Consider the following 17,263-nt stretch of genomic DNA (forward strand, 5'->3'; position numbering starts at 1 on the left):
TTCGCGCGCATCTCCGAGATTCGCGCGCATGCCGAGGTTGGCGTGCGGACCCTCCCCAAGTTGCGAGCCGCACCGGTTGCACACAGATGGGCGCGCGCCTCTGCGCGCATGATCGGGATGCTGCGACGCTGACGCGATGCAGCTCACTGACTGGATCGCTCAGCAGGGCGGGATCGTCCACCGCGAAGACATACTGCGCGCCGGGTATTCGGTCGCGGCGTTGCGTGCCGAGATGCGGAGCGACGGCGTCACCGTGATCCGCCGGGCGTGGCTGGCTCTGAGTTCCGCGCCGCCCGACCTTCTCACGGCGGCACGCGCCGGCGGCCGCCTCGCGTGCGTATCCTTCGCGCGCAGGCAGAAGTGGTGGCTCCCAGTAGGCATCGACGAGCGGGTGCACCTGCGATTGGCTCCGAAAGCCGGACCGGTGCGCCTCGGCAAGAAGTGGAACGGGGTCCTCCACTGGACGAAGTCCATTGCCCCCGTGGCATCCCGAAGTCTGTGCGAGTCACCCGAAGACGCACTCGCGCACATCGCGACCTGCTTGCCCCGCGACCAGGCGCTCGTGCTGTGGGAATCGGCGATCCGAGTCGAAGGGTTGTCGGCCGAAGGGCTTCGACAGATTCGATGGCCGTCGCGCGCGGCATCCGAATGCGCCCAGAGCGTGACCGGGCTGTCCGATTCCGGTCTCGAGACCCTCCTCGCCATGTCCTTGCGCAGTTGGGGCCTTGAGGTGCGTCAGCAGATCTTGATCGCTGGGCATCGGGTCGACCTGCTTGTCGGTGATCGCCTGGTGGTGCAGGTCGACGGCTACGCTCACCACTCATCGTCGGCCCAACGCACCAGCGACATCGCCCACGATGCGGAACTGCGCCTGCGCGGGTACACCGTGCTTCGATTCAGCTACGCACAGGTGGTCCACGATCGGCGGCTCGTCGAGCGAACGATCCGGCGCGCTGTCGCGGCTGGTCTTCACCTCGCGGCGTGACACTCCGCCTTGCGGACTTCGGAGATCAGCGCCGGATTCGGAGATGAGCGCCGACCTCGGATGCCGGGTGCGCAGCGGTCCGAAGTCGGCGCGAGACTCCGAACCTCGGGCCGGGGTCTCGGGGCAAGAGCGCTCGCGCCAGGGTCTCGGGGCAGGGCGCCCCCGCGCCGGGGGCAGACGGAGGACGGCGCTCGCGCCGGGTCTCGGGGCAACGGCGGTCGCGCCGGGGTCTCGGGATAGACGCGCAGGACGGCGTTCGCGCCGGGGGCAGACGCAGGACGGCGCTCGCGCCCGGTCTCGGGGCAAGTGCGCTCGCGCGGTCCCGGGGGCAGACGGGCAACGGCGGTCGCGCCGGGGTCTCCGGGTAGACACAGGACGGCGCCCGGGTCCCGGGGCAGACGCAGGACGGCGCTCGCGCCGGGCACGCAGACGCAGGACGCCCCCGCCGTGGTCTCACACGCAGACGCATGACGTGAGCGCTGACGCGCGCGGGTGCGTGGCGCTACCCTGAGCGCATGATCCGGCAGCGGCGGCACCCGGCGGCCACGCAGTCCACGACGCGTCTCGAGGCGTTCACCGACGGCGTCTTCGCGATCGCGGCAACCCTGCTCGTGCTGGATCTCACGACGCACTCCCTGGGGACCGTCGGCTCCGACGCCGAGATGTGGGCGGCGCTGGGCGGCATGGGCGAGCTGTTCCTCAACTTCGCCCTCAGCTTCGTGCTGCTCTGCCTGCTGTGGATGACGCACGTGCGGCAGTTCGAGCACATCGCGCGTGTCGACGGGATGCTCGTCTGGCTCAACAACGCGCGACTGCTGTTCATCGTGCTCGTGCCGTTCGCGACCAACCTCACGACCGAGTACTCGGGCTACCTCCCGGCGCGCATCGCGATGCCGGTGACGTTCTTCCTCGCGATCCTGTTCGGCTGGCTCCAGTGGGTCTGGGCGGTGCGTCACCGCGATGTCATGCTGCCCGACCTGACCGACGGCGAGGCCCGCGCCTACGGCCGCGGTGCGCTGAGCGCCCTCGTGCTCGGCGCAGCGGTCGCCGTCGCCTCTCCCCTCATCGGCTCGATCGCCTTCCTGCTGTTCCTGCTGGATGCTCCCCTGACCAGGGTGCTGCGCGGCAGATGAGGGGGTGACGGATGCCGCGCCCCGGCGTATCGTCGGCGGCATGTGCCGCAGCATCCACACTCTCCACAATTTCGAGCCGGCCGCGAGCGAAGACGAAGTGCACGCAGCGGCGCTCCAGTACGTGCGCAAGATCGCCGGGACGACGAAGCCGTCGCGGGCCAATCAGGACGCCTTCGATCGGGCCGTGCACGCGATCGAGCATGCGACGCAGCACCTGCTCGACGAGCTCGTGACGTCGGCGCCGCCGAAGAACCGCGAAGAAGAGGCCGCGAAGGCGCGCGCGCGGGCCGAGAGCTCGGGCCGCTACTCGGCAGCCTGAACGCCCGCGGCAGTGTCGATCCCGGCGGGTAGGCTGGGGGCGTGAGCATGGACATCGAACTCGGTCGGGCCAAGCGCGCGCGCCGCGCGTATTCGTTCGACGACATCGCGGTCGTCCCTTCGCGTCGCACGCGCAACCCCGAAGACGTCTCGACGGCGTGGACGATCGACGCCTTCAGCTTCGACATCCCCGTGCTGGGGGCGCCGATGGATTCGGTCGTCAGTCCGCAGACGGCGATCATGCTCGGTCAGCTCGGCGGACTCGGCGTGCTCGACCTCGAGGGCCTGTGGACGCGCTACGACGACCCGGAGCCGCTGCTCGCCGAGATCGCGGGGCTCGAGAAGGCCGCCGCGACGCGGCGCATGCAAGAGCTCTACGACGAGCCCATCAAGCCCGAGCTGGTGCGCGATCGCCTCGCCGAGATCCGCGAGGCCGGCGTCACCGTGGCCGGCTCCCTCACGCCGCAGCGCACGCAGGATCTCTATGAGACCGTCGTCGCGGCCGGCGTCGACCTCTTCGTCATCCGCGGCACGACCGTCTCTGCCGAACACGTCTCGAGCGTCGACGAACCGCTCAACCTGAAGAAGTTCATCTACGACCTCGACGTGCCCGTCATCGTCGGCGGTGCGGCCACCTACACCGCTGCCCTGCACCTCATGCGCACGGGCGCCGCGGGTGTGCTCGTCGGCTTCGGCGGCGGAGCGGCCTCGACGACGCGCGCGACGCTCGGACTGCACGCGCCCATGGCGACGGCCGTGGCTGATGTGGCCGGCGCTCGCCGCGACTACCTCGACGAGTCGGGCGGGCGCTACGTGCACGTCATCGCCGACGGTGGGGTCGGCACGTCCGGCGACATCGTCAAGGCGCTCGCGATGGGCGCCGACGCCGTCATGCTCGGTGTCGCGCTCGCGCGCGCGACGGATGCACCGGGGCGCGGCTACCACTGGGGCCCCGAGGCGCACCACTCGAAGCTCCCGCGCGGTCGCCGCGTGCGGGTCGACCAGGTCGCGAGCCTCGAAGAGGTCCTCTACGGGCCCGCTCCCGTCGCCGACGGCACCGCCAACCTCATCGGCGCGCTGCGCAAGTCGATGGCGACGACGGGGTACTCCGACTTGAAGGAGTTCCAGCGCGTCGAGGTCGTCGTCGCGCCCTACACGGGCGGATGATGAGTCCGGCGGGGAGCGACCCTTCGGCGAGCTCAGGGACCGACCCTTCGGCGAGCTCAGGGACCGGGGTCGGGTCAGGGGCCGAGGGTACGAGCGCGGGGAGCGACCCTTCGGCGAGCTCAGGGACCGGTGTGGGCTCAGGGGCCGGGGCGGGGCTGGAGTCGGACATTCCGGAGGTCTTTCCTCCGACGCTGCGTGAGGTCATGCTGCGGCCGCAGTGGATCGGCATGCTGCTGCTGTGCCTCGTCGTGGCCGGCGTCTTCGCCTGGCTCGGTCAGTGGCAGCTCTCCAACGCGATCGACACCGATCCGCCGCCGCCGGGTGCGACCGAAGTGCAGCGACCGCTCGCCGACGTCGCCGGACCGGGGGAGTACGTTCCCGAGCCGCTCGTCGGACAGCGCGTCGAGGTCGAGGGCACGTGGGTCCCCGGGGACTTCCTGATCGTCGCATCGCGCTTCAACGGCGGCGAAGAAGGCTTCTGGGTGACCGGCCAGCTGCGCATCGCCGGCATCCTCGAGCCGACCTCGATCGCTGTCGCCGTGGGCTGGGCGCCCACACTCGAGCAGGCGCAGACGGTGGCCGCACAACTCGACGCCGATGCCGCCGTCGGCGCGACGGTGAGCGTCCAGGGGCGTCTCATCTCCGACGAGGGGCCCGCCTCTTCGCGCAGCCAAGCCGACCCGTTCACGATGACCCGCATGGCCACGCCGGCGCTGCTGAGTCGCTGGCACGACACCGAGGGGCTCGACGTCTACCGCGCGTACATCGCCTCACCCGATGCCCCCGCGGGTCTGGTCGACATCGATTCGCCGCCGCCGACCGAGCGCTCGCCGGTCAACTGGCTGAACATCTTCTACGCCGCCGAGTGGGCCATCTTCGCCGGCTTCGCGTTCTACCTCTGGTATCGCCTCGCGAAGGACGCGTGGCAGAAGGAGCTCGAAGACCTCGAGGATGCGGCATCCGAGGGGGAAAGAAGCCCTGCGCAGCCCGGGTAAACTGGACGCCATGCCCCGCCCCCCCAAACTCGCCAGTTTCCCGGCGATCCGCGGAGCCCTGAAGTTCTACGAGATCTGCTCGGTCATCACCGGCATCGGCCTGTTGCTGCTGCTGGCCGAGATGATCCTCAAGTACACGCCGCTGCACCTCGAGCTGTTCGTGGGCGGATCCGGTGGCTTCCTGTGGCTCGCGCCCGTCATCGTCGGCCCCGGCTGCGAGTGGTGGTCGCTGTTCCTGCCGATGACGAACGACTGCGAGATGACCTCGGTCGGCGACGGCTTCAACGTCTCGCTCGCGATCCTCGTCGTGCACGGCTGGTTCTACGTCGTGTACCTCTTCTCGTGCTTCCGCATCTGGAGCCTCATGCGCTGGCCCTTCCTGCGCTTCATCGTCCTCGCGCTCGGCGGCGTCGTGCCCCTGCTGTCGTTCTTCATGGAGGCACGCGTGTCCCGCGAAGTGCGCCAGTACCTCGCGGCGCGTGAAGCCGCCGAGTCATCCCCCCTCACCACCCCCGCAACGGAAGGCTCACGTTGACCGAGCAGACCGAGACCTCGCAGCGACCCGTTCTGGTCGTCGACTTCGGGGCGCAGTACGCGCAGCTGATCGCCCGCCGCGTGCGCGAAGCGGGCGTCTACAGCGAGATCGTGCCGCACACCGCGACCGCCGCCGAGATCGCGGCGAAGAACCCCGTGGGCATCATCCTCTCGGGTGGACCGTCGTCGGTGTACGCCGACGGCGCCCCCGCGCTGGACACCGACGTGTTCCAGCTCGGCGTGCCGACGCTCGGCATCTGCTACGGCTTCCAGGTCATGGCCAAGGCCCTCGGCGGCGAGGTCGCGAACACGGGCCTGCGCGAGTACGGTGCGACGGATGCTGCGATCGCGAACGACGGCGGGGTGCTGCTGGCCGACCAGCCCGCGCAGCAGAACGTCTGGATGAGCCACGGCGACCAGGTCTCGCGCGCGCCCGAGGGCTTCGACGTGCTCGCCTCGACGGCCGTGACCCCCGTCGCCGCGTTCGGCAACGACGAAAAGCGACTCTACGGCGTGCAGTGGCACCCCGAGGTCAAGCACTCCGACCACGGGCAGCGGGTCATCGAGAACTTCCTGCACCGAGCGGCGGGTCTGCCCGCCGACTGGAACAGCGGCAACGTCATCGCCGAGCAGGTCGAGCGGATCCGCGCGCAGGTGGGCGCGGGCCGCGTGCTGTCGGCGCTGTCGGGCGGCGTGGACTCCGCCGTCTCGACGGCGCTCGTGCACGAGGCCGTGGGCGACCAGCTCGTCGCGGTCTTCGTCGACCACGGGCTGCTGCGCAAGGGCGAGCGCGAACAGGTCGAGAACGACTACGTCGCATCGACGGGCGTGCGCCTGGTCACCGTCGACGCGCGCGAGCAGTTCCTGTCGGCGCTCGCCGGTGTGAGCGATCCCGAGCAGAAGCGGAAGATCATCGGCCGCGAGTTCATCCGCTCGTTCGAGAAGGTGCAGGCCGATCTCATCGCCGAAGCCGCCGCCGAAGGCGAGCCCATGCGCTTCCTCGTGCAGGGCACCCTCTATCCCGACGTCGTCGAGTCCGGCGGCGGCAGCGGCACGGCCAACATCAAGAGCCATCACAACGTCGGCGGTCTGCCGGAAGACCTGCAGTTCGAGCTCGTCGAGCCGCTGCGCACCCTGTTCAAAGACGAAGTGCGCGCGATCGGCCGCGAACTCGGACTGCCCGAAGCGATCGTCGGCCGCCAGCCGTTCCCCGGTCCGGGGCTCGGGATCCGCATCGTCGGCGAGGTCACCGCCGACCGGCTCGAGATCCTGCGCGAGGCCGACGCGATCGCCCGCGAAGAGCTCACGAACGCGGGGCTCGACGGCGAGATCTGGCAGTGCCCCGTCGTCCTCCTCGCCGACGTGCGCTCGGTCGGCGTGCAAGGCGACGGTCGGACGTACGGCCACCCCATCGTCCTGCGCCCGGTCTCGTCCGAAGACGCCATGACGGCGGACTGGACGCGTCTGCCCTACGACGTGCTCTCCCGTATCTCGAACCGGATCACGAACGAGGTGCGCGACGTCAACCGCGTCGTCCTCGACGTCACCTCCAAGCCCCCGGGCACCATCGAGTGGGAGTGAGCGCGTCGCGGAGCGTGGCCACCGATAGCCTGCGCCTCCACGGATTCTCGTTCCGCTCACGCGCGACGTGCGAAACTTGACGCCACCGACGGTCATGTGGCTTGCCGTCTGCAGCATATGAGGAGACCGATGCCGGCACCCGAGTTCGTGATCACGCCACTGGAGACACCGCGCAGCATCCGGGAATCCGTCGAACGCGCGCTCGCCTCGGTCATCGTGTCGGGCGAGCTCGCCGAGGGGACGCTCGTGTCCGTGCCCACCCTCGCCGCGCAGTTCGACGTCTCGGCTACTCCCGTCCGTGAAGCGATGCTCGAACTGGAGCGCCGCGGGTTCGTCGAAGCCATCAAGAACAAGGGCTTTCGCGTGACCGAGGTCAGCCAGGACGGGCTGCGTCAGATCGTCGAGGTGCGCCAGCTGCTCGAGCCTCCCGCCATGGAGGAGCTTGCGCGTCGTTTCCCCGCCGAGCGCAAGCCCGAGTTCGTCCAGCTCGCCGAGGGGATCGTCGCCGGCGCCGCCGCGGGAGACCTGCGCGCGTATCTCGAAGCCGACCGTGCATTCCACCTGGAGCTGACGGCCATCCTCGGAAACGACCTGCTCGTCGAAACGATCGCCGAACTGCGGTCGCGTACACGCCTGGTCGGTCTGTCCACGCTGTTGGAGTCACGCCAACTCGACGAGTCGGCGGCCGAGCACTTCGAATTGCTGACGCTGCTCGAGGCGGGCGACGCGAAGGGTGCGCGCCAGCTCATGCGACGGCACATCCACCACACCCTCGGCTGGTGGTCCGGGCAACCCGAATAGGCCGAACGGCCGCATTCCGCGGTCGTCAGCCGGTCGGGGGAACGCTCTTCACGAGGATCTCCTCGACCGCGCCGTCGAGGTCTTCCACAACGCCCCGCCAGCCGCGCAGCAGGGTGCCTTCGGCGCCGATCACGACGAGGAACGGCGGCTCGGCGACGGCGTAGGACTTCCACGCGGCGCTGGACGGGTCCCGCGCGATGAGGTGAGCGACGTCGTTGTCTCGCGCGAACGTCGTCATCTGCTCGACATCGCTGCGCTCGGCGACCGAGATGACGGTCACGGCGTCGCCGTACTTCTCCACGACCGAGTTGAGCTCGGCCTGCGCGTCGATGCAGAGTTCGCACCAGCTCTCGGTGAAGGCCAGCAGCACGGGACGATCGCTCCACAGATCCGACAGGGAGAGGACCGTCCCGTCGAGCAGCTCGAACTGCGCGTCGGGAGCCTGAGGGAACGCATCCGTATCGATCGGGTGGTACTCGACGCCTTCGGGAACCGGACCCGGCAGGGTCGATCCCGGCGGGGGAGCCGGCGAGCAGGCGCTCAGGGTGAGCGCGCCGACGAGGATCAGGGGGGCGAAGAGACGTCTCACGGGAGGATAGCCTCCCACACGTCGTCATCCTGGTTCGGCATCATGACGACCTCCGTTCGCTCGCCGGCATCGAGGTAGACCGTGCCGAGGCCGTCGGGGATGGCGGCATCGAGCGTGAACGTGCACGCTGTCGGCTCGGCGATCCCATCGAAGTCGATGTCGATCATCTTGGTGGCGACGCCCTGGGGAAGGGCGCCTTCGGCGAGCACGTCGCCGTCGGCGTCGCGGACGACGAACGAGGCCGTCGCGTGGATGTCCCGGTACGGTCCCGAGCCGTTGCACGGCTCGCCGGCGACCCGCTTCTCGCCGTCTCTGAGAACGAGGCGGGCCGTCTCGACGGAATCCGCCGGGGTGGTGCATCCCGACAGTGCCACCGCCACGACGACCAGCGTCGCGGCGAAGGCGAGGGGAACTCTGCTCACGGGTGCTCCTGGTGTGGCGCGGACGGGTGGTGGCCCGTGACCGATGCGATCACGGGCCACCACGTGCGCTGCTTTATCCGCAGGTGTGTGCGGGGTGGGTGGCGGTCGAGCGGTGGTCTGCTCGTCCGTCGGCGGTGCCGCTGATGTCGACGTCGCCCGCGGCGAGTGTCGCTGTGCGGGTGTTGATCGACACGGATGCGGATGCACCGGGCTGCACCGAGGTGAACGTCTTGCCGCCGTGGTCGCTGGTGATGGCGATGTCGGCGGGGACGGTGTCCTCGTTGCGGACGGTGACCGAGGTGTAGACCTTGCCGGCGAGGCAGCGTGCGGTGACCTGCGCGTCGAGGGCGACCTCGGGGTCGCTCTCGAGCAGGGCCGTGTCGACGGTGCATTCGGCGGTGGCGGTCTTGGACGGGTCGGACTCGCTCGTCGCGGTCAGTGTCACGACGGTGGAGTCGGCTGCGTCACCGGTGGGGTAGACGTAGACGGGCACCGAGGTGAACTGTCCCGTGCGGGCGGCGGCGAGGGTGTTGGCCAGTTCGGCGTTCCATCCTTCACCGTTCGCTGTCGCGGACAGGCGGTAGACGTCGCCGTCGACCTTCGTCGAGACGTCGCTGGGGTGCAGCGCCGCGTCGATCGCCGCCGTGCTGCCGGTGTTGGTCACCGGGAAGGTGCACGTGGCGGCCTTGTGCTGCTCGAACAGCTTCGGGGCGACGTCGGTCGTGCTCACTCCTCGGGCGTGGGGTCCGGCACCGGCGAGGGAGCGCACGGCGAGGGTGTAGCTGAGGACTCCGTCCGCGTCGCGCTGGGTGTCGACGACGTAGAAGTGCAGCCCGTTGGCCTCGTCGACCCATTCCTTCTGCGATCCGGAGTTCTCGCCCGCCTTGAACAGGGCGTCGTTGAGCTGGCGGTGATCGGCGATGGTCGCCATGACCGGCTCGCCGCCGGTGGCCCACTTGCCCGGCTCGGTCGGCTGGTAGTAGTCGACCATCTCGATGTCCTGCGGGTTGGCGTCGATGACCCAGTTGAGGCAGTTGTAGCCGCAGAGGGAGTCCTCGCCGTTGCGGTAACCGAGGTGGCCGCCGCCCTCAGGGTCCTGCGCGTTGCCCCACTTGTTCTTGGCCAGCAGCACGCCGTTGTCGGGGTTGAACGAGTCGAAGCCCATCCGGTCGATGACCTCGAGCGTGTAGTTGTCCCACGAGCCGCCGTCGCACAGCGGGTCGGTGTTCACGTCGCATGCCGGGGTCTTGTCGTCGGCGTGGGGCCATTCCACCCAGATTCCCGAGGTGCCGTCGGCGCCGGGATCGACCGCGCGGGCGGTCACGGTGTCGAGGATCAGGCCGGTGTCGTCCAGCGAGTCGCGCTGGACGCGCACCAGGTTCTCCTCGGGGAGCAGGCCCATGTGGCGCTTGTTGCGGACCATGAGACCGGAGGGGCTCCAGCCGCCCTGGTTCGCCGGGACGACCCATCGCATGTGGTGTCCGCCGGGGCCGTTGAACGAGCCGCGGTCCATCATGTCCCACGGTGCCGAGCCGACACGGTGAAGCGGTGTGGGCGGGTTCTGCAGGTGCGAGAACGGGTTGTTGTTGTTATCGCCGACCTGGAAGAAGAAGTGCCCGATCTCGTGCGTGATCGTGCCCGAGCTCTCCGCCTGGCGGATCGAGGACAGGCCCCACTGCTGGGCGGCCGCGCGCCATGAGGTCCACTCGACGTAACGGGTCGGTGCCCAGTTGTCGAGCTTGCCGTCCTTGTTGAATTCGGCGGGCGGGCCCCACTCGTCGGGGATCGATTCCTTCGTCGGGAACATCATCTGGCCGAACTCCTGCCAGATCGAGGTCTCGTCGTAGCCGGCGTAGGTGCGCAGGATCACGTCGTAGCCGCAGTTGCGCGCGTTGCCGCCGAGCTCGGCGGTCTTCGCGGCGCACCACTGCGCCGGCGTGACGCCGGCTTCGGCTGCCATGCCCGCCTGCCAGGCGGTCACGACGTCGTTGTCCATGCGGCCGTCGCAGGTCTCGCCCTCGGGGCACGCCGTGCCCTGGCCCCACTCGTTGAGGCCGTACTCGAAGAGGTTGCGCGGCATCTCGTAGGGCCCGTAGGCGTCCATGAAGTCGATGCCGTACGTACCGCGGCTCTGCTCCATCCAGTACTCGTGGATCGTGCGGCCCGCGTTGGTCTCACTCGGGATCATGTACTGGTCGCGGTAGAACGCGGGCACGTCATCACGCGGGATCGGATCGATCTGGGGGTTGCCGAACAGATCCGAACCCTTGGGCTGAGTGATGACGAACGGCTGGTCGGGGAAGTCGACCGCGATGAGCGCGACGCTCAGACCGCCCTGCGACGGCGGGACGTCGGGATCGTTCCAGTTGGTGTCGGGGATGTCCTTCCAGTCATCCCACGTCATGTCGTACTGGTTCTGCCAGTTCTGGGCGTCGATCGGCTCGACGGCGAAAGCGTCGTCGGTCGGCCGCTCGGCGGCCATGACCGCCGTGTCGGTGACCGCGAGGCCTGCGATGAGCAATCCGGACACTGCCACGATCGACCATTGACGACCCTTGCGCCGCGGTGCGGGCGGGTGCTGCGTCATTGCGTACCTTCCTCTTCATTGAAGCGTGGGCGCCACAGGGGAGGGGATACACGGTTGGCGCCAAGCAATGTGTAACATATTACTCAGCCGTTCCACCAGCCCATTGACCACGGCCGACGGGTCCGGATCACCCGGTTGCCGGCCACCGCGACACTCGACGGGCGATGACTCCGACGCGGTGCTGCGGGAGGATGAGGGTGTGACCGAGTTCCCCGATGCCGAATACGTCATCCTCTCGAGCCGGCTCATCCCGGACATGGACGGCGGCTACACCCTCGCGACCCTCGCCCGTGCGCGCCAGATGGCGGCAGCGGGAGTGCACGAGGGACGCGGGCCGCTCCTGCTGACGGTCGACCCCGGTTCGGCGCGCGATCACGCCCGGCATCGGGCGGCTTTCGACGGACGCGATCTCATCGTCGCTGCGGAGCGCATGCGCAACCTCTTCGACGAGGCCGCGGAGCCCGGCGGAGGAGCGGCGAGCTGGCTGAGGGAGGCGGTCCGCGCGGGTGCCCGCGACCCCGCGCTGGAGTATCGGACGGTGACCGACGGCGAGGGTCGCGCCGTCGTGAGTCTTCCGGTGATATCGGGCGACCCCGACTGGCACATCAGCACGGCGCCGGTCGTCGTGCACGACGCGAGTGGTGGCGAGGTCGGCGTGCTGGACGGCTTCGGGGCCCTGTACCGCGCGTGGCTCGCGCACGTGGTCGCGAACCTGCGCGCCGCCAGCCCCGCGCGCGCGGTCGTCGTCATCTGCGAGTCGCGGCAGCTCGGCGAGCTGCTCGCAGGGTGGGATGACCCGGACGTGCGCCTGCTGCACACGATCCACACCGTGCACCTCGAGCCTCCGTACACGCCGGACGCTCCGGTCAACGCCCTGTGGGCGAGATGGTTCACCCTCGCCGAGCGGTTCGACGCCGTGCTGTGGCCGACGCACGCGCAGCGTGCGGACGTGGCCGAGCGCTTCGGCGGTTCGGGCGTCCACGTCGTCGTCCCGCACGGCGTGCCGGCCGCGGCATCTGTTCGCCCGGGCAGCGAGCGCGTGCCCGGCCGGGTCATCATGCTCAACCGGCTGGCCGCCGGAAAGCGCGTCGACCACGCCGTGCGGGCATTCCCCCGCGTCGTCGAGCGCGTGCCGGACGCCCATCTCGACGTCTACGGCGACGGCCCGGAGCGCGAGCGGCTGCAGGCGCTCATCGACGAGCTCGGGCTCGTCGCGCACGTCGTGCTGCGCGGGCCTACCGACGACCCAGGGCGTGCGCTGCGCGCAGCATCGGCGTACCTGTCGACATCGGCATACGAGGGCCAGGGCCTCTCGATCGTCGAAGCGCTCGCCGACGGATGCCCGGTCGTCTCCTACGATGCGCCGTACGGTCCCCGCGAGCTGCTCGGGCGAGGTGGGGGCCTGCTCGTTCCCGACGGCGACATCGACGCGCTCGCCGACGCGATCGTGCGGGTCCTCGCCGACCCCGAGCTTCACCATCGCCTCGCCGTCGAGGGCGCGCAGTCCGCCCGCGCCGTCGATCCCGAGCACGCGATGGCAGCCCTCGCCCGAGCCGCTCGCGATGTGCTCTCCGTGCCTTCTCGCCGCGGAGGCGTCGAGTAATCCGGAGATCTGCCCTCTGGGGGAACCCCGGAGCCGTCGACCCCGGGCCGCCATGCTCGGCTTTCGTTGCGTAGCATGTCGGCTTCTCCGGAGTTGTCGACAGCGGGTCAGCGAGACCGGCCCGCCCACGGGTCGTAGTCGGCGATGAGCTGCTCCTGGCCGGGGCGATCGTCCTCGGGCACGTGCTGCAGATTGATCCGCACGCGGTACCACAGCGAGCTCGAACCGCGCATGCCGTCGACGAGCACATCCGCGGGGTGCAGCGCGGCCGCGACGCCGGGGTGCCGCCGCTTCCACTCGTCGAGGGCGTCCAGCGCGTCGGGCTTCGTCCTGGTGCGGGCCACCTCGATGAGCGGCATGGTCGAGCGACGTCGGCCGCTGCCATCGCCGCGCCGCGGCGGCTTCTCGGCCGGGCCGAGCTCTTCGGCCAGTCGCAGCAGCCCGTCGAGGGATCCGACGGCGTCGTCGATGCCGGCGTGCGGGTCGCCGTGCTCCGCGACGCGCTCGGGAACCGTTCGGACCGTGAACTCGCCGGGGCGGCGGTCGCGCACTTCGTCCCACCCGAGCGGCGTCGACACGCGCGCGTCGGGCAGGGGGCGAACCGAGTACGCCGACGCGACGGTGCGGTCCTTCGCGTTCTGGTTGTAGTCGACGAAGACGCTCTCGCCGCGCTCCTCCTTCCACCACCGCGCGGTCGCGAGCCCCGGCGCGCGGTGCTCGACTTCGCGGGCGAGGCTCTCGGCGGCGAGACGCACGTGCGCGTAGTCCCACTCCGGCGCGATGCGCACGAGGATGTGCATGCCGCGCGACCCGCTCGTCTTGGGCCAGCCGGTGAGACCGACGTCGGCGAGGACGTCTCGGGCGACGAACGCGGTGTCGACGATCTGCGACCATCCCACGCCGGGCATGGTCTCCTCGCCGGAGTACGACGACGGCGGGTCGAGGTCGATGCGCAGCTCGTCGGGGTGGTCGAGGTCTTCCGACCGCACAGGGTGCGGATTGAGGTCGATGCAGCCGAGATTGACGACCCACGCGAGGCCTGCCGCATCGCGGATCACTGCCTCTTCGGCCGACCTCCCCGAGGCGTAGTGCAGCACGGCGGTGTCGATGAAGCCGGGGCGGTTCTCGGGGACGCGCTTCTGGAAGAAGGGCTCCTGCTCGATGCCCTTCGGGAACCGCTTGAGCACCATGGGCCGCCCGCCGGCTCCGCGCAGCGCACCCTCGGCGACCGACAGGTAATAGCGGACGAGGTCGAGTTTCGTGAGGCCGACCTCGGGGAAGACGATCTTGTCCGGGCTCGAGATGCGCACGTCGTGTCCGGCGACCTCGATGATCTCTGCGGCGGATGCTGCGGGCGTCATCTTCGTCACGTTAGCGAGGCCCGGCGCCTCCGGCCAGGGGGTGCGAGCGCGGCCGATGCTCAGAACACGAGCAGGCCGCGGACCACGAGCCACACCGTGAACCCGAGTGAGGCGAGGGCCGCGAACGACAGGGCGAGGCGATGGCCGGTCGCCCCCTCGCCCGCACGCCAGGCGCGTACGAGCACGACGATGAGCACGACGGCCGCCGCGAGGCCCACGAACGGCAGGATCACGAGGGGCCACGCCGCCGCGGGCACGCCGAGGTCGAGCGAGAGCGGCTCCACGCGGGTGAACAGGACGAGCAGTGCGATGGCATAGGCGGCGTTCGCGGCGGCGGAGACGGTCGCGGCGAGCACGGCGCCTTCGGGCGCGCGCCCGCGCCGGCGTGCGAGCCAGATGAGTCCGTAGGCGACGCCGTAGCCGACGACCGCGAGCAGCGCGACGAGCAGCAGCATCCCGAGGGCGAGTCGGGCCGGGGCATCCCGCAGGTCGCTCGACAGCCGGTACGCCGCGGGAGCGGGGTGGATGTCGGCTGTCGTGAGGAACCCGATGTCGAGGGGGCGCTGCAGGCACGTCGGGTCGGGCAGCGCGGCGGGGTCCTGCAGGAACAGCGACGTGGCGGCCGCCGCGCACCGGTCGGAGGCGACGGTGAGCGCTCCCGCACCACGCTGCGGCAGGACGACGACGTGGGCGGCAGCGAGTGCCGCCGCCGTCGCCTCGGCCGCGGCGGCCGGCGCCTCAGGATCGAGCCCGCCCGCGAGCAGCAGGGTCGGGATGCCGCTCGTGACGGCGGCGTTCTCGCGCTCGCCGGCGGCGGGCACACCCCACATCTCGCACTCGCGCGCACGCTGCGCCTCGTCGGCGAGGTGATCGAGCAGCGGGTCGACGGCGCGCGCCTCGGCGATCCTCCCGACGTCGTGGAACGCCCATTCCTCGGCGCAGTCCACCGTGAGCGCGAGGCCCTCGCTCTCCGCTCCGAAGCGGACGAGGCCTCGCTCGACGAGCGGCACGATCGCGGCGTCGGAACCCCGGTGCAGCTGGTCGATCACGAAGGGCACGGTGCGCACGGCGCCGGGGCCCGCGAGCGCGGCCAGCAGAGTCGCGAGAAGGTCGACGTCGCTCAGTTCGACGCGCAGCGGCGAGCCCGCCCGCGGATCGTCGACGGTGACACGCAGCGGCGTATCGGCGGCGCGTTCGAGCACCGAACGCAGGCTCTCGTCGAGGTCGGGATAGCGGGCGTGACACGCAGCCTCGGCCGCGCACAGCGTCATCAGCGCGTCGACGGCGGCGATGACACCCGCCGGCTGCGCTTCGAGTCGATTCGCCTGGAGCGGGCGAGCGCCGTCCAGCACGACGGCACGCAGCCCGTCGGGGTGATCGCGCATCACCGTGAGGGCGAGCCGGGTTCCCTCGCCGACGCCGTGGAGATCCCACGTGTCGTAGCCGAGAGCGGTGCGCAGATCGGCGAGGTCTGCGGCGCTCGCCGCGGTCGTGTATGCGGAGAGGTCGACGCCGTCCTCGACGAGCCGATCGCGACACCGCTGGAGCTGGCGCAGGCGTCGCTCGTCGGCGGGACCATCCGCAAGAAGCGCGCCATCCTCGACGAAGTGCTCGAGATCGAGTTCGGGGCAGTCGAGCGTCGGCTCGGCGTGCACCTGGCCCCGCTGCTCGACGAGGATGACATCGCCCATGGCCCACTGCACGTCGACGAAGTCCGACAGCGACGACAGCGCCGCGCCGGAGACGATGAGCGGCGTCTCGGCCGATGCGTGCGGCGTCGGCACGATCGCGACCGCGAGGCGCAGCATCCGTTCCGGATCGGCGTCGGCGCTGCGGCGCTCGGGCACGGTCAGATAGCCGCAGCGCACTCGGTCGCGATGTGCGGCCGGAACGTTCACGGGGCAGGGCGCGGCTTCGTACGTCGCCGCGGTCTGCGGGGCCGCGACCGCGACATCGGGCACGAGTGCGGCGGGGGACGCCAGGAGGGCGCACAGCAGCACGCCGAATGCCGCGCGCATCCGACCGAACGGATGCCGCGGCGCACTCATGCCGTCACTATAAGGGGGCCCGGCTCGAAACGAGGTGCGCGGGCGGCTGGAGAACGAGCGGAGGGGCCGCCCGATGGGCGACCCCTCCGTACAGAGAAGCGGGTATGGATCCGCGTCTAGTTGCTGCCGCGCACGATCGCGATGATGCGCAGGATCTCGACGTACAGCCAGACGACCGTGACCATGATGCCGAAGGCGCCGAGCCAGCCGAACTTGCGGGGGGCGCCGTTGCGCACGCCGCGCTGGATCGAGTCGAAGTCGAGCACGAGCGAGTACGCCGCCATGATCACGACGAACACGCCGATGATGACACCCCACGGAATGCCGAACGGCCCTTCCATGCTGCGCAGGCCGAAGGCTCCGCCGGCGATCGGGGCGTTGAAGACCATGAGGCCGAGGTTGAGCAGCGAGAAGACGAGGTAGCCCAGCATCGCGATCATGAAGATCTTCGTCGCGCGCTTGGAGGCGCGGACCTTGCCGCTCGCGAAGAGGGCCAGCGTGACGCCGACGACCGACAGGGTGCCGAGGGTCGCCTGCAGGACGATGCCTTCGAACATCATCTCGAAGTATGCGGAGATCCCACCGACGAACAGGCCCTGGAAGGCCGCGTAGGCGACGATGAGGGGCGGGCGGATCTTCTTGCGCGACGTGAAGATGACGACCATCGCGAGGACGAAGCCGCCCAGCGCGCCGATGAGCCACGGAGCGATCGAGGGTGCCGGGTTGGTCGCCGTCACGGGCGCCATCGTCCAGACCCAGCCGACCACGGCGGTGACGAGCAGCACGCCGAAGAGGCCGACCGTCTTCCAGATGGTGTCCTCATACGACATGCGGTCGGTTTCGAGGGCTCCCGCGGCGGGGGCGGCGTACATGCCCTCGAGCTGAGCCTGGGTCGCAGCGTTCACGCCGGCCTGCTGGGCCGAAGAGAGGTTCGCGGCCTGGCGACCGCCGGGATACGTGCGCACCGCCCGCTCATCCTGGAAGGCCGGATTGTTGAAGGCGGGGTTGTTGAGGGCCATTGCTCTCACACTCCAAAGTCATGGGTTGCAACATCGTGCTGTCGATCCACGATATCGGACGGATGCTGCGCTTCGATCGATCCACCCTGTGAGACGGCCAAGAGGCGGCGAGTAGCCTGG

The 17,263-nt window shown here is 70.1% G+C and carries 15 protein-coding genes; 9 read left to right on the forward strand and 6 right to left on the reverse strand.

The window, feature by feature from the left end:
- Positions 1-136: 136 nt before the first annotated feature.
- From ACWIBS_RS13350 to ACWIBS_RS13385, 8 genes are all read left to right on the forward strand, one after another.
- Positions 137-985 carry an endonuclease domain-containing protein gene (locus ACWIBS_RS13350; RefSeq protein ID WP_376129269.1) on the forward strand — a complete coding sequence of 283 codons (849 nt, stop codon included), beginning with the start codon at positions 137-139 and terminating at the stop codon, positions 983-985.
- A 515-nt stretch (positions 986-1,500) separates the two neighbouring features.
- Entirely contained in the window at positions 1,501-2,118 is a 618-nt protein-coding gene (locus tag ACWIBS_RS13355; RefSeq protein ID WP_376129268.1) for a TMEM175 family protein, read from the forward strand.
- A gap of 40 nt (positions 2,119-2,158) precedes the next feature.
- Positions 2,159-2,437: a DUF2277 domain-containing protein gene (locus ACWIBS_RS13360; protein WP_376129266.1), complete on the forward strand. Its 279-nt coding sequence runs from the start codon at positions 2,159-2,161 to the stop codon at positions 2,435-2,437.
- A gap of 47 nt (positions 2,438-2,484) precedes the next feature.
- Entirely contained in the window at positions 2,485-3,603 is a 1,119-nt protein-coding gene (locus tag ACWIBS_RS13365) for a GuaB3 family IMP dehydrogenase-related protein (protein ID WP_376129285.1), read from the forward strand.
- Positions 3,600-4,598 (forward strand): SURF1 family protein, encoded by a 999-nt coding sequence (locus ACWIBS_RS13370; protein ID WP_376129264.1) that lies wholly within the window; start codon positions 3,600-3,602, stop codon positions 4,596-4,598. The genes ACWIBS_RS13365 and ACWIBS_RS13370 overlap by 4 nt, the downstream gene beginning before the upstream one ends.
- Before the next feature lie 10 nt (positions 4,599-4,608).
- Entirely contained in the window at positions 4,609-5,133 is a 525-nt protein-coding gene (locus tag ACWIBS_RS13375) for a DUF3817 domain-containing protein (RefSeq protein WP_376129262.1), read from the forward strand.
- Entirely contained in the window at positions 5,130-6,713 is a 1,584-nt protein-coding gene (guaA, locus tag ACWIBS_RS13380; RefSeq protein ID WP_376129260.1) for a glutamine-hydrolyzing GMP synthase, read from the forward strand. Before ACWIBS_RS13375 ends, guaA begins: the two co-directional genes overlap by 4 nt.
- Before the next feature lie 129 nt (positions 6,714-6,842).
- Entirely contained in the window at positions 6,843-7,514 is a 672-nt protein-coding gene (locus tag ACWIBS_RS13385) for a GntR family transcriptional regulator (RefSeq protein ID WP_376129258.1), read from the forward strand.
- 25 nt (positions 7,515-7,539) lie between these two features.
- On the opposite strand, the gene ACWIBS_RS13390 is transcribed toward ACWIBS_RS13385, so the two are convergent.
- The 3 genes from ACWIBS_RS13390 to ACWIBS_RS13400 form a co-directional block, all read right to left on the reverse strand.
- Positions 7,540-8,103: a TlpA family protein disulfide reductase gene (locus ACWIBS_RS13390; RefSeq protein ID WP_376129256.1), complete on the reverse strand. Its 564-nt coding sequence runs from the start codon at positions 8,101-8,103 to the stop codon at positions 7,540-7,542.
- Complete coding sequence (locus ACWIBS_RS13395) at positions 8,100-8,525, reverse strand: hypothetical protein (RefSeq protein WP_376129254.1); 426 nt, start codon at positions 8,523-8,525, stop codon at positions 8,100-8,102. The genes ACWIBS_RS13390 and ACWIBS_RS13395 overlap by 4 nt, the downstream gene beginning before the upstream one ends.
- A 73-nt stretch (positions 8,526-8,598) precedes the next feature.
- A complete protein-coding gene (locus tag ACWIBS_RS13400; protein ID WP_376129252.1) occupies positions 8,599-11,112 on the reverse strand; it encodes a peptidase M6 in 2,514 nt (837 codons plus the stop codon).
- Between the two features lie 199 nt (positions 11,113-11,311).
- Here ACWIBS_RS13400 and ACWIBS_RS13405 point away from each other — a divergent pair, with 199 nt between their 5' ends.
- The gene (locus ACWIBS_RS13405; RefSeq protein ID WP_376129250.1) at positions 11,312-12,715 is read left to right on the forward strand and encodes a glycosyltransferase; all 1,404 of its coding nucleotides are present in this window, start codon (positions 11,312-11,314) and stop codon (positions 12,713-12,715) included.
- A gap of 107 nt (positions 12,716-12,822) precedes the next feature.
- Here the strand turns inward: ACWIBS_RS13405 and ACWIBS_RS13410 are convergent, their stop codons facing one another.
- The 3 genes from ACWIBS_RS13410 to ACWIBS_RS13420 all read right to left on the reverse strand — a co-directional run bounded on the left by ACWIBS_RS13410 (position 12,823) and on the right by ACWIBS_RS13420 (position 17,143).
- Positions 12,823-14,076, reverse strand: a complete 1,254-nt coding sequence (locus ACWIBS_RS13410; RefSeq protein ID WP_376129283.1) for a DNA polymerase domain-containing protein — start codon at positions 14,074-14,076, stop codon at positions 12,823-12,825.
- A gap of 59 nt (positions 14,077-14,135) precedes the next feature.
- Positions 14,136-16,124 carry an alpha/beta hydrolase gene (locus ACWIBS_RS13415; RefSeq protein ID WP_376129249.1) on the reverse strand — a complete coding sequence of 663 codons (1,989 nt, stop codon included), beginning with the start codon at positions 16,122-16,124 and terminating at the stop codon, positions 14,136-14,138.
- A 116-nt stretch (positions 16,125-16,240) separates the two neighbouring features.
- Positions 16,241-17,143, reverse strand: a complete 903-nt coding sequence (locus ACWIBS_RS13420) for a Bax inhibitor-1/YccA family protein (protein ID WP_376129247.1) — start codon at positions 17,141-17,143, stop codon at positions 16,241-16,243.
- Positions 17,144-17,263: the final 120 nt, after the last annotated feature.

It is taken from the genome of Microbacterium sp. NPDC055442 (assembly GCF_053644215.1).

Bases quoted from the DNA above. Each gene is read 5' to 3' on its own strand.
- ACWIBS_RS13350 (WP_376129269.1), top strand. From the start codon at position 137: ATGCAGCTCACTGACTGGATCGCTCAGCAGGGCGGGATCGTCCACCGC.
- ACWIBS_RS13355 (WP_376129268.1), top strand. From the start codon at position 1,501: ATGATCCGGCAGCGGCGGCACCCGGCGGCCACGCAGTCCACGACGCGT.
- ACWIBS_RS13360 (WP_376129266.1), top strand. From the start codon at position 2,159: ATGTGCCGCAGCATCCACACTCTCCACAATTTCGAGCCGGCCGCGAGC.
- ACWIBS_RS13365 (WP_376129285.1), top strand. From the start codon at position 2,485: ATGGACATCGAACTCGGTCGGGCCAAGCGCGCGCGCCGCGCGTATTCG.
- ACWIBS_RS13370 (WP_376129264.1), top strand. From the start codon at position 3,600: ATGATGAGTCCGGCGGGGAGCGACCCTTCGGCGAGCTCAGGGACCGAC.
- ACWIBS_RS13375 (WP_376129262.1), top strand. From the start codon at position 4,609: ATGCCCCGCCCCCCCAAACTCGCCAGTTTCCCGGCGATCCGCGGAGCC.
- ACWIBS_RS13385 (WP_376129258.1), top strand. From the start codon at position 6,843: ATGCCGGCACCCGAGTTCGTGATCACGCCACTGGAGACACCGCGCAGC.
- ACWIBS_RS13400 (WP_376129252.1), bottom strand. From the start codon at position 11,112: ATGACGCAGCACCCGCCCGCACCGCGGCGCAAGGGTCGTCAATGGTCG.
- ACWIBS_RS13410 (WP_376129283.1), bottom strand. From the start codon at position 14,076: ATGACGCCCGCAGCATCCGCCGCAGAGATCATCGAGGTCGCCGGACAC.
- ACWIBS_RS13415 (WP_376129249.1), bottom strand. From the start codon at position 16,124: ATGAGTGCGCCGCGGCATCCGTTCGGTCGGATGCGCGCGGCATTCGGC.
- ACWIBS_RS13420 (WP_376129247.1), bottom strand. From the start codon at position 17,143: ATGGCCCTCAACAACCCCGCCTTCAACAATCCGGCCTTCCAGGATGAG.